The organism is Bacillus sp. AFS002410 (assembly GCF_002556365.1).
Classification (GTDB): domain Bacteria; phylum Bacillota; class Bacilli; order Bacillales; family Bacillaceae_G; genus Gottfriedia.
Genome location: NZ_NUEU01000016.1, coordinates 17,425 through 33,225, shown reverse-complemented (window position 1 = coordinate 33,225; position 15,801 = coordinate 17,425). Strand labels below are relative to the sequence as shown.

Below are 15,801 nucleotides of genomic sequence, written 5' to 3'. Positions count from 1 at the left end.
CCTTAAGGTAGTCAAATTTTAAATTAAAACTCACCAGTTCCGTGATTAAACATCCAATGAATGCCGAACTTGTCCGTTAAGCTACCGTAAGCTTTGCTCCAAAAAGTTTCTTGAAGCTCCATCTCAACTTTACCGCCATCACTTAACTTAGTAAAGACAGATCTAAGTTCTTCTAAGTCTTCACTTAAAAATGATAAATGAATATTATTGCCTTCCACAAAAGGGAAACCAGGGAATGTATCTGAGAACATTACATTGCTACCGCTAATGTTAAGTCTTGTATGCATAACTAAATTTTTTGCTTCTTCAGGTAGTGGATACTCTGGATTTGGAGGTGCTTCTCCAAAAGTCATGATTTTTGGTGTTTCCGTGTTAAATACAGCTGCATAGAACTCAACTGCTTGACGAGTATTTCCATTAAAATTTAAATAAACATCGATTGGCATTTAATTCACTCCTATTTCTTATGTATTTAAAAGCCTACAAATCCATTCTATCCAAAAAAAGGTAAATTAACAAACTAAGATTTGTAAATTGTATGAAATATTCTGATTTTATTTTTGATTGGAAATAAAAAAAGTGGAATCGCAAATAAAAGTAGGGAATCGCAAATAAAAAAGCGGAATCGCAATTAAAATTGGGAAATCGCAAATAAAACAGGAGAATCGCAAATAAAAAAGCAGAATCGCAATTAAATTAAAAAAATATCAAATAAATAACTCAAAATGAACTAAATTAAGTCGTTTCTATAAAATTATTTCTTAAAAAACAATTAATCTGCTGTACATCACTTCATGAGTAGGTTAAAAAGCTTCTATTCAAATAAAAAATTGCTCTGTTTTAACCCGGACCGTTGATCTCCATAAAAGTAATTACTAAAAGTTCGTAGAAAATTGTCGTAAATATAGTAAAGACTGATTACCCTGTTTGATTTACACACCACATATTTTCCTATTTTATAGATGGTATTCAACTAATTAAAATGTAAAATTGCAGCTTTATTCTAGTTAAACTCGCAATTACCTCAACATTTATTCTAGCTTTTCCCGGAAAAATAAATTTTTTTCGAACTTCATCGACTGAATATGTCAAAAATTTCTTTTTTTCTACTCGGTATTATGAAAAAATTTCCTGTTCGTGCATGCCAAAAGTCCAATTGAATAACCCAATATGATTATAGGGGTTACGTAATTAAAATTAAGTTAGTATCAACTTTCTTAGCAAAGCATTAGCAATTAATTGGATCTGTTTGGGGTGAATCTATTTTTATTTTAATAGATTGAGAACATTAAAGTTTACTGTAGAGGAGATTAGAAATGAAGAAGAGAAAAAGCTTTCCTTACCAAGTCCTTGCGACGACAACTTTAGCTTCAATGTTATTTGCATCAACTGGATTTGCTGAAGAAACAAACGAAAATCAAGTACCAGCTCCAAGTTTGGATGAAATTGTAAAACAGGGTCAAAAGATTTTTGCTGAGGAACAAAAGCAAGCAGCGGGAGAGGTTGTAGATCCATTAGGATATAAAGATTTAAAAAATGCCCAAGCTTATAAACCAACTGATAAAGTACGTGTAATTGTTGAAGTTGAGGAACCAACAACTACTGATACTTCTACTCAAACTAAAAAAACACGTTTTAAACAAAAGCAGGATCAAGTAATCTCACAAATTTCAAAGGAAAGATCGACTCCTAAAATTAAGCAACGTTTTTATGAAGGCTTTAATGGATTTAGTATGGAAACTGAATATCGTAATTTAAAGGATATTCAAGCAACTCCAGGTGTAACAAATGTACATATCGCAAGACAATACCAACCATCAATGGGAGCAAGTAAAGAATTAGTACAAGCTCAAAAAGTATGGCAAAGTTACGGATATCAAGGTGAAGGATTGTTAGTAGGGATTGTCGATACAGGAATCGATTACACACATAAAGATATGACGATCACTGAAAAAGGTAAAGCGAAAGAAAAGTGGACGAAAGATAATATTCAAAGCAAGCTTGATCAAACAAGTGTCGGTGATATTTGGTATAGCGACAAAGTTCCAACCGGTTATGACTGGGCAGATCATGATACAGATGTAATCCCGCATGGTGCAGGGAATGAACACGGTATGCACGTAGCTGGTACTGTTGGTGCAAATGGTGATGAATCGAATGATGGTGTTCAAGGTATTGCTCCAGGCGTACAGTTATTAGCAGAAAAAGTATTCTCTGATAAAGGAAACGGTGGTGCTTATGAAGATGATATCATAGCTGGTATTGAGCACGCTGTAACAATGGGTGCAGATGTTATTAATATGAGTTTAGGAACTGATTCTGGTTTTGTTAGTGAAGTAGATGATCCTATTCAAAAAGCGATTCGTGAAGCGACTGAGCAAGGTACACTTGTAATTGTCGCGGGAGGAAACTCTGCGTATAGTACACAAAATAATTTGTTACAATCTTCTGCAAAACCTTATGCCGAAAATCCTGATATTGGTACTGTTGGGGAACCAGGAGTAAGCCCTTATGCTATTTCAGTTGCATCATATGAGAATACAAGTATACATATGAGTACATTACAAGAAGAAAATGGAACGCAGCTTCCATACCGAGATCAATCACAATATAACTTTAATCTGTCTAAAGTTTTATCACCATTAGAATCTTATGAAATGGTCTATGTAGGAGAAGGTAAAACAGCAGATTTTAAAAATCTTCCTGATTTAACAGGCAAGATTGTCGTTGCAAAACCAAAGGTTAAGTATGGTACTTACTCTTATATTCAATCTGAAGCCCAGAAGAAGCATGCAAAAGCGGTTATCCTTGTTCCTCCAAATGAGGAGATTGATTATCCATACGTTTATTGGAGTCCTTACTCATTATACCCGCAAGCAGCTACGACAAGTAAAGCAATCGGTGATGCATTAATTTCGAAGTTAACTAGCGGTTATGTTGTAAAAATGAAACCGTCTAAAGGGGTATATGTTGATAATCCAGATAAGAATACGATGTCATATTTCTCATCTTATGGGGCTCCACATACACTAGACTTTAAGCCAGAAATATCAGCACCAGGTGGTAATATCTACTCTACAGTACCAGATAACGGGTATGAAGTTATGAGCGGTACGTCAATGGCATCACCACATGTTGCTGGTGGTTCAGCATTAGTATTGCAATCACTTTATGAAAAAGGATTAAAGCATTCAGAAGAAACGGCATTAAAAGCTAAGATTGCTTTAATGAATACTGCGAAATTAGTACAGGATCCTCGTACGAATAATGAAGTGCCGTATTCTCCACGCGTTCAAGGTTCTGGTTTAATGCAAATTCAAAATGCAATTAAAACACCGGTTATTGTTACGAGAAAAAATACACCACTTGAGCAGGCGGGAGCAGTCGCGTTAAAAGAAATTAAAAATGATCGTGCGGTCTTTAATTTAAATGTCGAATCGCTTCAAACAGAGAAAACGAAAGATGAATATGAGTACACTGTAAATGTTGACTTATTAACTGACGGAATTGAAACAAAACAATTTGACTTAGATTACGATGGTGCATTAGATACAAAAGACTATTTAACTTTAAAAAGTGAACATATTGAAGGTGCTTCTGTATACGTGAACGGCGAAAAATTATCTGGATCAGAAGGTGCAACATTAAAAATTAAATCTGGTCAGAAGAAAAACCTAAATGTTGAAATTCGTTTGCCTAGAACGATGAAGAAAAATGAATTTGTTGAAGGATTTGTGCATCTTGTACCAACAGGACAAAATAGTGATTCTGCAGTACCTTTAACAGTACCTTACATGGGCTTTAATGGAGATTGGGATGAGCCTAAAAATATTGATCCGGCAGCATATGAAAAAGATGCATTCCTAGGCTATACGACGCTTTGGAATGATGAAATAGGAGCGGAAGGGGTATGGCCATTAGGTTATGATCCAAGAACAGGAAGATTTAATATGGATCGAATTGTCATGTCTCCTAATACTCCATTGAACGAAGTGTACGCATCATTTACAGTACTTCGTAATTTAGAGAAGGCAGAAATGTATATTGAAGACCAAAACGGTAAATTGATTCAATATTTAGGTGATTTTAGTGAATACACTGGGACTGGTCAACCTTGGAAATTCCGTAAAAATATTATGTCTTACAGAGACTATATGAACACTGGCTATTTCTGGGATTTAAAGGATAAAAATGGACGGTTAGTAAAGGATGGCACTTATAACTATGTCATTAAAACAACGCTTGATTATAATGGTGCGAAGCCACAAATCGTTAAACTTCCATTGCATATTGACTCAGTTGCGCCAGTAGTATCGGATATTAAGGTAACACCTAAAGATGGTCAATATGAAATATCCTTCAAAGCAACTGATAGTGGAAGTGGCTATAATGGAGCAATTGTTTGGTACAATGGTAAATATACTCCACTGCAACAAGGTGCAACATCAATTCTTGTAAAAGAAGAGCCAAAAAGCGTAGTCGTTTTAGGAGCAGATTATGCCCTAAACCATAGTTATACAGTTTGGGGAGATCCTTCTTATATTAATGAAGGAATGCTTGTTAGTTACTTCAATGTCTCTCCAAACAAAAACATAAATGCTAAAACTCCAGCAGGAATCAATGCATTTGCAAATAACGCTATAAATTGGAAAGTGTATGTTAAAGATGTAAATGGTAATGTAATTGATACTTTAAACGTGGAAAATCAAAATGAAATTCACTTGAAATGGACTCCAGAAGCTGATGTTCCAAACGGTACGTATTCAGTTTATGCTGATGCAACTAGTAAAGATGGATTTAAAGTAACAACTAAGCCACAAACAGTTACAGTACAGCAATAAGAATGCAAATAATAAAAGTGTAGGAAGAATTTTTCCTACACTTTTTCATTTTTAACAGGATTATTAATGTAGAAAGTACTAAAAAAACAACTTTAATCGGGTTATTAATATGATTTTCTGAACATTTGGTCCATAATAGAGAATAGTAGTAGCTTGTATGTTTTTTGCAGAAAGGTGTTTAGTAAATGAGGCATTTAACAATCTTATCAAAAATTGAAAATTACATGGATCGATTTACGCAAGCGGAAAAAAAAATCGCTGTATATATAATGGAGCATGCTGAAATAGTACCGAACTTAACGACTAAAGATATTTCTAATAATACTGGAGCTAGTGAAGCGAGTGTTGTTAGATTTTGTAAAACAATTGGAATCGGAAGTTTTAAAGCTTTTAAAATAGCTTTAGTTCGTGATTTGACTGTTGCTGAAATGAATATTAATGATTTTTCTGTAATGGATAAAACGGACACACCGTATGATTTATTTAATAAAGTAACATATGTAAATAAAGCTGCGATTGAAGCGACAGTATCAACTTTAGATAAAAGAGAATTAGAAAAAGCAACCGAAGAAATTGTAAAAGCAAAAAAGATCATATTTTACGGAGTGGGCGGGTCAGCTGTATCAGCAATGGACGGAGCATATAAATTTGGAAAAATTGGCTACCACGCTATTATGTCTCCGGATTTTCATATGGTGATCACTTTAGTAGGACATATGGAAGAGGGAGATATTTTTGTTGCTGTTTCTAATTCAGGTAAAACGAAAGATGTTTTAGAGCTGGCGCGCTTTGCTAAGAAAAGAGGAGCGACAATCATTGCAATCACTAAGTTAGGTAAATCTCCTTTATTTAAGGAAGCAGATATCAAACTTTGTACTCCAGATATGGAACAGGACAATCGAATTGGTAGTATAGCTTCTAAAATGGCACAGCAAAATATAATCGATTCATTATATGTAATTTGCTTTAACCGAATTGGAAACAAGGTATCAACTAAGCTACATGAGTATAGTGAAGAAGCAGGCAAATTAAGAAGATAAAAGTGAATATGGATGATGAAAGAAGATGAGCAAAAGTAAATTTTGACTTGTCTTCTTTTTTTCGACTAATAGAAGTAAATTGTCAAAATTTGAAGTGGGAATGTTATCCAAAATATTAATATTACATATTTTACAGCATCGAATGTATATTTTTAATATTTGTAATAATACTAAAGTGCTAAACTTCATAACTAGCATACTTTGAAAAAATGAGTCTAAAGACAGGGAAATTAAAGTATCAAGTCATAATAACTGACGAATTTCGTCATTATTCTATATAAAAAAGTTAGAAAAATGTTAGAAAATAATGAAAATTGTTAGTATTTGATGAAAAATACCCTCTATAATTTAAAGAATTTTTAGAATATTATTAAAATGTACTTATGAAATTATTAAGGGGGACTTATTTTGAACAAATTTGTTTTATCAAGTTTCGCATCTGTGATGGTTGCAGGTACATTATTTTCTGGAATTCCATTAAAAACAGCATCATCTGAAAGCTTAAGTAAGGTGCATAGTCAAATGGCTAAGCATTCAAAAAGTACTTTAGATTTATCGTTAGTAAATGATGAAAAACTTTTAGCTGCATTAGTTAAACGTGGAGTTATTTCTGGAAATGCTTCTCAAGATCAGAAGCAGGCTGCATTACAGAATTATTTAGAGGTTAAAGGACAAGCTGATTTAGTAACAGAAAAAGATCCAATTGCTAGTAAAGCTAAAAAAGCAGAAGCTGCTAAACATAAAGAGTTTAAAGATTTTAATAACGGATTATTACATGGGAATGGTAAGAAAAATGGTCAATTAAAGGGTAATCCTGATCCAGTTAAAGAGTCAGCATCACCAGGTATTCAGAAGAAGGGTAAACTTTTAACATTAATGGTAGAGTTTTCTGATCTTCCTCACAATAATATAAAGCCGTCAGAAACAGATAATTACTATAAAGATTACACTCCAGAACATTATGAAGATATGATTTTTGGTAAAGATGGTGTGAAAGGTCCAAATGGAGAAACATTCCTTTCACAAAAACAATATTATGAACAACAATCTGGTGGAACTTACACAGTTGATGGTAAAGCATATGGTTGGTTAAAGGTACCAGGTACAGCTAAGTTTTATGGTGCAGATTCAAAATCAGGACATGATAATGTTGCGCCAGGAGGATCAAAACAATTAGTAGTTGATACTTATAAGGCTGCATTAGCTGCAGGAATTCCTTTACAAGATTATGATTTAGAAGATCCACATGATTTAGATGGAGATGGAAACTACTGGGAGCCAGATGGTTTAGTTGATCATCTTCAAATTATTCACTCAGGTATGGGACAAGAAGCTGGTGGTGGAGCACAAGGAGACAATGCAATTTGGTCACACCGTTCTGCTAAATACGTTGACGATACAGATGTTCGTGGAGAAGGTAAACCAGGTTTCTACGACTACACAATGATGCCTGAAGACGGAGCAACAGGTGTATTCGCACACGAATATGGCCATGATTTAGGTTTACCAGATGAATACGATACTGTTTACTCAGGTGCTGGTGAGGCAGTTGAATATTGGTCAATCATGTCAGCTGGTTCTTGGGCAGGAAAAATTCCTGGAACAGAGCCAACTGGTTTCTCTCCTTGGGCTAAGTCATATTTCCAATCAACATTAGGTGGAAAATGGACAAACCCAACTGTTGTAAATTGGGAAGATGTATCGACAAAAGGTACTCAATTCTTATTAGACCAAGCAAATTCACCACTTGGACAAAACAACCAAGCAGTTCAAGTGAATTTACCGAAAAAAACTACACCAGTTAATAAACCAGCTGCTGGCACTTATGAATATTGGGGTGGACAAGCAGACGAAATGGATAATAGTTTAGTAACAAATGTAGATTTAACAGGTAAATCATCAGCAACATTAACTTTTGATGCTTGGTACGATATGGAAGAACAATGGGATTTCGCATTTGTTCAAGTTTCAACTGACAATGGTGCTACTTGGAAGTCATTAGGTAACGACCATACTAGAAATGATGTCGTTTCAAATGGCTATCCAACAATCATAAGCTCAATGCCTGGTTTTTCTGGCAAATCAAATGGATGGGAAGCACAAAGCTTTGATTTATCAGCATATAAAGGCCAAAAAATTCAACTTCGTTTACGTTCAGCAACTGACTGGGGAACTTCAAATGTTGGATTCTTTGCAGATAATATCAAAGTAGTAGCAGATGGAGCTACAATTATTGATGATGGAGCTGAAAATGCAACTTCTCCATTTACATTAAAAGGATTCTCAAAATTCGATGGTAACAAATATTCAAATCATTACTATTTATTAGAATGGCGTAACCAAAAAGGTGCTGACGAAGGTTTAGCTCATATTAAACGAGGAAACTCTCTATTAAGCTATGATGGTGGTTTAGTAGTATGGTATGTTGATGATAGCTTTACAGAAAACTGGACAGGTGAGCACCCAGGTGATGGTTTCTTAGGTGTTGTTGATGCACATGATGATACGAATTTATTATGGAACTACGGTGATCAAGCAGTTTCACGCTACGCTGTTGCGGATGCAGCATTCGGATTAAATTCAACATCGGGTTATAACATTGGATATACAACAGGTGAAAAATTGACTTCTCCAAGTCAAGTAGGTATCTCATTATTTGATGATAGCAAGGACTATAATAACGAGTTCTTACCAGATGCTGGTCGTAACATTGGACACTTTGGTTTAAAAGTTCGAGTTAATGGTCAGTCTACTGATAAATCAGTTGGATCAATCGTAGTATATAAATAATATGAACTGAGAAAGGCAACTTATTGTTGCCTTTCTTTTTTTATGAATCTATTATAATTAAATTATTCCATTATCTGGATTTATTTGAAATTAAATTTCATTAATATAACGTATAATATTGACAAATAATTTCGAAAGATTAAAATGTAACCGAATAGTATTATTCTAATAGTAGGAAGAAGGAATGAGATTATGCTAGGGATATCAATCTATTTATCTGAAAAAAATATTGAAAAGAATAAAAAATATATCGAAATAGCAAAGGAAAATGGATTTACTTCAATTTTTACCTCATTACACATACCGGAAGATGACCCTTCAACTTATAAAAATCTACTTCAAAACCTTGGTGCAGTGGCGATGAAAAATGAAGTCGAGCTTATGGCAGATATTTCAGCAAAATCACTTACCCATTTAGGGCTAGATTACTCAAACGTTAGTGAATTACTAAATTGGGGTGTTACTGGATTACGAGTTGATTACGGACTGGACGAAAAACAAATAGCAGACCTTTCAAAAACAATGAAGATTGCACTAAATGCAAGTACATTAACACCTGCATTTTTAAATGAATTGCTTAAGTTTGGATTACAAACTGAAAATGTAGAAGCTTGGCATAATTTTTATCCGCGCCCCGAAACGGGATTATCAACAAATTATTTAATTGAAAAAAATAAATGGTTAAAAAGCTGTGGAATTTCAACAATGGCATTTATTCAAGGCGATGATGAAATGAGAGGGCCTTTGTTTAAAGGATTACCAACTTTGGAAAAGCATCGTGGAATGAATCCTCTACTTGCTTATTTAGAGTTAACTCAAAACTGCTATGTTGATAAAGTTTTAGTTGGCGATATTAGTATTAAAGAAGAAACGATGACTGCTCTTTCAAAAATGAATTGTTTGATCGAGTTAAGATATAGGCCATTTTCACATGAAGAGGACATTCTTTCAATCGTTGAAAAGATTCATACAAATCGTGAAGATCCTGCGCGTGATGTTATTCGATCAATGGAATCTAGATTATACGGTAGCTTTGGTGAGACTAGTTTAAAACCAGTAAATACGATTACACGAGAGATTGGCTCAGTTACAATTGACAATGAACGATATGGTAGATACGGAGGGGAGTTACAAATTATGCTTACTAATCTACCAAGCGATGAAAAGGTAAATGTAATAGGGAAGATTATTGAAGATGATCTATCATTATTGCAATTTATTGGAGCAGGTAAGAAATTTAAATTAAAAAGAGTATAAAATAGACATTGAATTGTCTACAAGAAAAGCGTGTTTAAAGTTAACACGCTTTTTGTGTAAAAATAGACTGAACAGATTTAAAAGCGATATTATGTATATATAAAACTAATATTGAATGGTCGTGGATTAGTGATTGATAAGTATTATGATGATTTGTTGAATATAAAAACAGAGGGAGAGCAAAAAGGTTTTAATGCCTCATTTCATTATCATCGATATGAGGCAACACCTTATAGCGCTTTAGAGCAATTGTTTCAGCAATATTTGATTTCATGCGATGATCGTGTAGTTGACTTTGGATGTGGTAAAGGAAGATTAAATTTCTATCTTAATAATAAATTTGATGCTACTGTTGTTGGAATTGAAATGAATGAAAAGTATTATAGTGAGGCCGTTGAGAATAAAGAAAATTACTTAAAGAAAAAAAGAATTAGCGAAGATAAAATTTTATTTTATTGCTGCTTGGCAGAAGATTATTCAATTGCCCCATCTGATAATCGTTTCTATTTTTTTAATCCTTTTTCAATCCAAATTTTTAGGAGCATCATTAATAATATTTTAATTTCAGTTGAACAATCAAAGAGAGAAATTGAAATTATTTTATATTATAGTTCTGACGATTATATTTACTTTTTAGAAAATCAAACTGCTTTTGAATTAAAACAGGAAATTATATTACCAGATATTTATAAACAAAATCCATATGAACGGTTTTTAATTTATCGATTGGATTATTAAATTTTTAAGTTTCAAGGATATATTGGACCTAATGGAGAATTTTTACTGAAGTGGTTATTCAAAATAAAGAGTTGGAAGGAAGAGTTTAATTTGTATAAGATTAATCCTTTTTCAGAGTCATTTAAAAATACAAATCAACAATTAGTTGGTCACGGAGTTAGAAATATTCAAATACTAAAAGACGCATTAAATGAACTAGATGGAAATGAAGAAAGTGATGTGTATGGAGCAGGGAATTTTATTGAAGACTTCCAAAACAAAATGGCGGAGTTTTTAGGGAAAGAATCAGCGGTTTTTTTTCCTAGCGGTACAATGGCTCAGCAAATCGCCTTAAGAATTTGGTGTGATCAAAAAGGAATCAATAAAGTTGCTTATCACCCTCTATCTCATTTAGAAATTCATGAAGAAGATGGATTGAAAAAGTTACATAATATAGAGCCTATTTTACTGGCGGATAAAAGCCGCGTAATCGAATTAGAGGATGTTTTAGCAATGAATGAAGAAATCTCTTGTTTATTACTAGAACTGCCACAACGTGAAATCGGTGGACAATTACCATCATATGAAACACTTGAATCAATCTCATCATACTGCCGTGAAAAAGGAATTAAATTGCAGTTAGATGGTGCTAGATTAATGGAAATTCTACCATACTATAAAAAGACAGCTGCTGAAGTTTGTAGTTTATTTGATAGTGTTTATATGTCATTTTATAAAGGAATCGGAGGAGTTGCAGGAGCAATTCTTGCGGGGGATACTGACTTTATTAATGAATCAAAAGTTTGGAAAAGAAGACATGGTGGAGATTTAATTAGTCTTTATCCGTACATAATCAGTGCAAATGTTTATTTTGATCAAAGAGCAAATAAAATGGAGCAATATTATCATAATGCAGTTGAACTAGCTGAATTGTTTAATAGCTGTCACGGAATTAATACAATACCACAAATACCAGTCTCAAATATGTTTCATGTTCACTATAACGCTCCACTTGAAAAAATTAAACAAATTATAATAGCTCTTCAGGAAGAAACAAAAATTGGGATTACTAGTAATTTAAGACCAGTTAATGAAGATGTGTGTTATAGCGAAATTAGTATTGGTGACCAGTACTCAGCGATTTCTAAAGAAGATCTCCAAAATGTATTTAAGAAATTAAATGAGGAAATGAAATCAATTTAAAGACGAGTTTTCATTAAACCTATAAAAGGAGCTTGATTACATGCAAAAAATTACAACGTTTTTAATGTTTGAAGGAAAAGCAGAAGAGGCAATGAATTATTATATGTCAGTATTTAAAAATTCGGAAGTTGTAAACATCAAGCGCTATGGTGCAGACATGGGTGAGTTTGAAGGGAAAGTGATCCATGCTACCTTCACATTAAATGGCCAGGAATTTATGTGTATCGATAGTTCGGTAAAACACAAGTTTACGTTTACTCCATCCGTTTCATTATATGTGACGTGTGAAACGAATGACGAAATTGAGAATGCATACGAAAAATTAAGTAAAGATGGAGAAATTTTAATGCCATTACAAGCTTATCCATTCAGCGAAAAATTCGTGTGGGTAAATGATCAATTCGGTGTATCATGGCAATTAACGCTCGCTAAAAACTAAATAGTATTAAAAAATCGTGTCAGTAACAATGGCACGATTTTTTTTTTATTTTCCTAATCGCATTACCTTATTTTATAAAATACAAACCAACCTGGTTAAGTGTAGTGGCAAGCATAACAGTAGAATATCATTTCACTAAGTTTACCAATGTCCCACATGTAAACGACAACGATCTAAATATAACTGGAAAAGAGCTTAACAGTATAAAAATTGAGTTTATGATAACACTTGAGAAATACTAATATTTTTTGAAATATCCAGTTTAAAAAGAGCAGTATTATTGCAAACTTTTATTATATGAAATTTTATAAAAGGTGAGAAATTATCGATATGAATGAAGTTAATAAGATTATTGAAAAGGAATTTGATCAACAATTAATCAATAAATATGCGAGTTTAATGGCATTAGGTAATGGCTGCATAGGTTTACGATCTACTCATGAGGAAGAGTATGAAGGACAAATCAGGGGGATGTATGTAGCGGGCGTCTACAATCAGTTATCTCCAAGTCAAACGACTAAGTTAGTGAATCTTCCTGATTTAGTTGGGATGGAAATTGAAATAAATGGTGATGTATTTTCGAATGCAACTGGCCAATTTTTATTTTATGACCGTAAATTAGATATGCTGACGGGCGAATTGATTAGAGAAGTAATATGGAAAAATAAAGATGGTAATCGTTTCCACTTTTTGTTTCAGCGTTTCGTTTCAAAAGATGATTTACACTTACTTGCTTCAAAGCTTACCGTTACTGCTTTAGATTGCAATGCGATAATAAAAATAAAAACGGGTATTAATGCACAGTGTGTAAATCAAGAGAAAAATGAGCTGACAGAGGAATTAGTAAAAGTTTTTGATAAAAGAATTATGCAAGGTGTTTACCAGACAACGGAAAGTAAGAATAAAATTGCGATAGCAACCACTTTTGTTTCTCCAGATGAGAGTGAAGTATCATTTTTTACATTAAATAATCAACTTTTAGAGGCAGTTACACAAGAGCTAGTTGTAGATCATTCAGTTTGGTTTGAAAAAATTAGTTCAATTTATACTTCTAATGAGATGTTACGCGAAGATCCAGCCGCGGCCAGTGTAAATACAGTGCAGAAATATTTATCAGAGGGTTACGATAATTTGAGAAATAGTACGACAATCAAATGGCAGGACTTTTGGAAGCAAAAAAGAGTTGAAATTACGTCAAAGGACAAAGAGGATCAGTATGCACTAGATTTTTCCTTATATCATATTGAAGCAATGACACCAGCTCATGATGATCGGTTAAGTATAGGTTCTAGGGGATTAACAGGCGAAGGGAATAAAGGTCTCGTATATTGGGGGACAGAAATGTTTATCGCACCATTTCACTTATTTACTGAACCAGAGATTATGAAAAGATTACTACGATATCGCTATCACCATATTAAAGAAGCAAAGGTAAATGCAGCCCTCGCTGGTTATCAAGGTACTTTATTTCCTTGGGCAAGTGCTTTTTCAGGCAAAGAAGAAACACTTAAGGGTTCAGAGAATAATAAAGTCTCGGAAGATATTCAAGACCCTAAGCTGGCAAAAGGAAGTGTACATATTGTGGCAGATATTGCATTTGCTGTCGTGCAATATTATGAAAATACTCTAAATGAAGGCTTTATGGCTAAAGAAGGACTTGAACTACTTAAAGAAACGGCACGCTTTTGGGTGAGTAGGACAACAGATGTAAATGGTGATTTATTGATTAATAACGTAATTGGACCTGGTGGATTTACCGAGCTAGTCGATAATAATGCTTATACAAATTATATGGCTTTTTTTAATGTCCAGAATGCATTGAATTTTATGGGGAAATACAATGACCCTGATGCTGAATTACTACAAAATTGTACTGACTTTTTAAAGCGATTGTATTTGCCAAAACCTAATGATGAAAATATTATTCCACAGGACGATACATTTTTAGATCAACCTGAAATTGACTTAACGGAATATAAGCAGTCCATTGCTAGTCGTGAAATTCTATTAGATTATTCTCAAAAAGAACTAAATGAATTACAAGTTTTAAAGCAAGCTGATGTAGTGATGTTGCTTTATCTTTTTCCAGATTTATTTTCAACCGATATCGTTAAAAAGAATTTGGAATACTACGAGGAGCGTACTGTTCACGAGACTTCAATAAGTAATTTAGTTCATGCAATCGTTGCTGCGAGATGCGATTATATAGATGAAGCTTATCAATTATTTCAAGAAGGCAGTTTAATTGATTTAGGACCAAATCCAAATTCTTCGGATGAAGGAATTCACGCAGCATCACTAGGTGCAAATTGGTTAGCGGCCATTTTTGGCTTTGCAAATATCACAATGGATATAAACCGATTAAAGATTGAACCAAAATTACCTTCTAACTGGGATAAAATTAATTTCCAATTTTTATGGCAAGGAGCAAAACTCGAAATTATCATTGCTAAACGAACGATGACAATTACAAAACAATATGGTCCACCAGTATCATTAGAAATAAATGGAGAAACATTTGATTTAACCGATAAGTTAAAGGTAGGGTTATAAGAAGCATGAAAGCAGGAAGCTTTTAATAAATCCTGCTTTTTATCGTTTTCTACTCTTCGTATAGTTCTAATGGTAATCCATCTGGATCTTGGAAAAACGTGAATTTTTTATTTGTTAGTTCGTCAATGCGAATTGGTTCTACATATACATCATTTTGTTGTAAGTATTGAATACTTTCTTCAATATTGCGAACAGAAAAGGCTAAGTGGCGTAACCCAGCTGCTTCTGGATTTGTTGGTCTTTTTGGAGGATTAGGGAATGAGAATAACTCAATTTGTCCATTATTTCCAATCTTTAAGTCTAATTTATAAGAGTTTCGTTCCTCGCGATACGTCTCTTTAATCAGCTTACAACCGAGTAAATTCATGTAAAAATGCTTTGATAATTCATAATTAGAGCAAATTATAGCGATATGGTGGATGCTCTTGATTTCCATATTAAATCTCCTTTTTGATTCAATTATTTAAACTTTTCCTAGTTTATCATGATAATTGAAAAAGGAATACATATTTACGAGGATGCTAAAGAGAATTAATAGGAAGGGAAATCATAAAGTCTTGTAGAACTAAAAAAAATAATGGGAGCAATCTCCCATTAAGCGTTTGAAAATTATCTTCTTCTCTTTTTATCATCTTTTGCTAAAATTTGTACTTTCTTAATAACTTCTAGTTCTACAATAACATTTACGTGCTTATCGTTTACCGGATTGACATTTAATACAGTGCCTTTCCGACCTTTAATATGGATCACGTCACCTTCGTTGGGGACATTTTTGAGCAGTTGGTTTAATAGTTCAACGTTTTTCTCAATATAATGAACTACAATCATATCGCTTCAACTCCTCTAATCATTCTATCTTTATACAATATTTATATTTAATTAAAATAAGAACATTTTTTAGCTGATTATTTATCAATAAAAGGTCATATATTAAGTGCAGACAGTTAGTTCTGAATATCGA

The 15,801-nt window shown here is 33.3% G+C and carries 11 protein-coding genes; 8 read left to right on the top strand and 3 right to left on the bottom strand.

Features of this window, described 5'->3' with window-relative positions; translation table 11 throughout:
- Positions 1 to 23 precede the first annotated feature (23 nt).
- Positions 24 to 446 carry a VOC family protein gene (locus tag CN692_RS11480; RefSeq protein ID WP_098119300.1) on the bottom strand — a complete coding sequence of 141 codons (423 nt, stop codon included), beginning with the start codon at positions 444 to 446 and terminating at the stop codon, positions 24 to 26.
- An 870-nt stretch (positions 447 to 1,316) separates the two neighbouring features.
- On the opposite strand from CN692_RS11480, the gene CN692_RS11475 reads away from it, so the two are divergent.
- The 8 genes from CN692_RS11475 (at position 1,317) to CN692_RS11440 (ending at position 14,840) form a co-directional block, all read left to right on the top strand.
- On the top strand, positions 1,317 to 4,841 hold the full coding sequence (locus tag CN692_RS11475; protein WP_098119299.1) for a S8 family serine peptidase: 3,525 nt from the start codon (positions 1,317 to 1,319) through the stop codon (positions 4,839 to 4,841).
- Positions 4,842 to 5,026: 185 nt separating this feature from the next.
- Complete coding sequence (locus tag CN692_RS11470; RefSeq protein WP_098119298.1) at positions 5,027 to 5,881, top strand: MurR/RpiR family transcriptional regulator; 855 nt, start codon at positions 5,027 to 5,029, stop codon at positions 5,879 to 5,881.
- A gap of 408 nt (positions 5,882 to 6,289) precedes the next feature.
- Entirely contained in the window at positions 6,290 to 8,671 is a 2,382-nt protein-coding gene (locus CN692_RS11465) for an immune inhibitor A domain-containing protein (protein WP_098119297.1), read from the top strand.
- Positions 8,672 to 8,863: 192 nt separating this feature from the next.
- Positions 8,864 to 9,928: a DUF871 domain-containing protein gene (locus tag CN692_RS11460; RefSeq protein ID WP_098119296.1), complete on the top strand. Its 1,065-nt coding sequence runs from the start codon at positions 8,864 to 8,866 to the stop codon at positions 9,926 to 9,928.
- A gap of 129 nt (positions 9,929 to 10,057) precedes the next feature.
- Positions 10,058 to 10,666, top strand: a complete 609-nt coding sequence (locus CN692_RS11455) for a methyltransferase (protein WP_098119295.1) — start codon at positions 10,058 to 10,060, stop codon at positions 10,664 to 10,666.
- Between the two features lie 90 nt (positions 10,667 to 10,756).
- A complete protein-coding gene (locus tag CN692_RS11450) occupies positions 10,757 to 11,848 on the top strand; it encodes a threonine aldolase family protein (protein ID WP_098119294.1) in 1,092 nt (363 codons plus the stop codon).
- 40 nt (positions 11,849 to 11,888) lie between these two features.
- Positions 11,889 to 12,287, top strand: coding sequence for a VOC family protein (locus tag CN692_RS11445; protein WP_098119293.1), 399 nt, complete (start codon positions 11,889 to 11,891; stop codon positions 12,285 to 12,287).
- Between the two features lie 330 nt (positions 12,288 to 12,617).
- Positions 12,618 to 14,840 carry a glycosyl hydrolase family 65 protein gene (locus tag CN692_RS11440; protein WP_098119292.1) on the top strand — a complete coding sequence of 741 codons (2,223 nt, stop codon included), beginning with the start codon at positions 12,618 to 12,620 and terminating at the stop codon, positions 14,838 to 14,840.
- Between the two features lie 49 nt (positions 14,841 to 14,889).
- Here the strand turns inward: CN692_RS11440 and gloA2 are convergent, their stop codons facing one another.
- Together gloA2 and CN692_RS11430 are read right to left on the bottom strand one after the other, a co-directional pair.
- Positions 14,890 to 15,276: an SMU1112c/YaeR family gloxylase I-like metalloprotein gene (gene gloA2, locus CN692_RS11435; protein WP_098119291.1), complete on the bottom strand. Its 387-nt coding sequence runs from the start codon at positions 15,274 to 15,276 to the stop codon at positions 14,890 to 14,892.
- A 173-nt stretch (positions 15,277 to 15,449) separates the two neighbouring features.
- Positions 15,450 to 15,668, bottom strand: coding sequence for a hypothetical protein (locus tag CN692_RS11430; protein WP_098119290.1), 219 nt, complete (start codon positions 15,666 to 15,668; stop codon positions 15,450 to 15,452).
- Positions 15,669 to 15,801 lie beyond the last annotated feature (133 nt).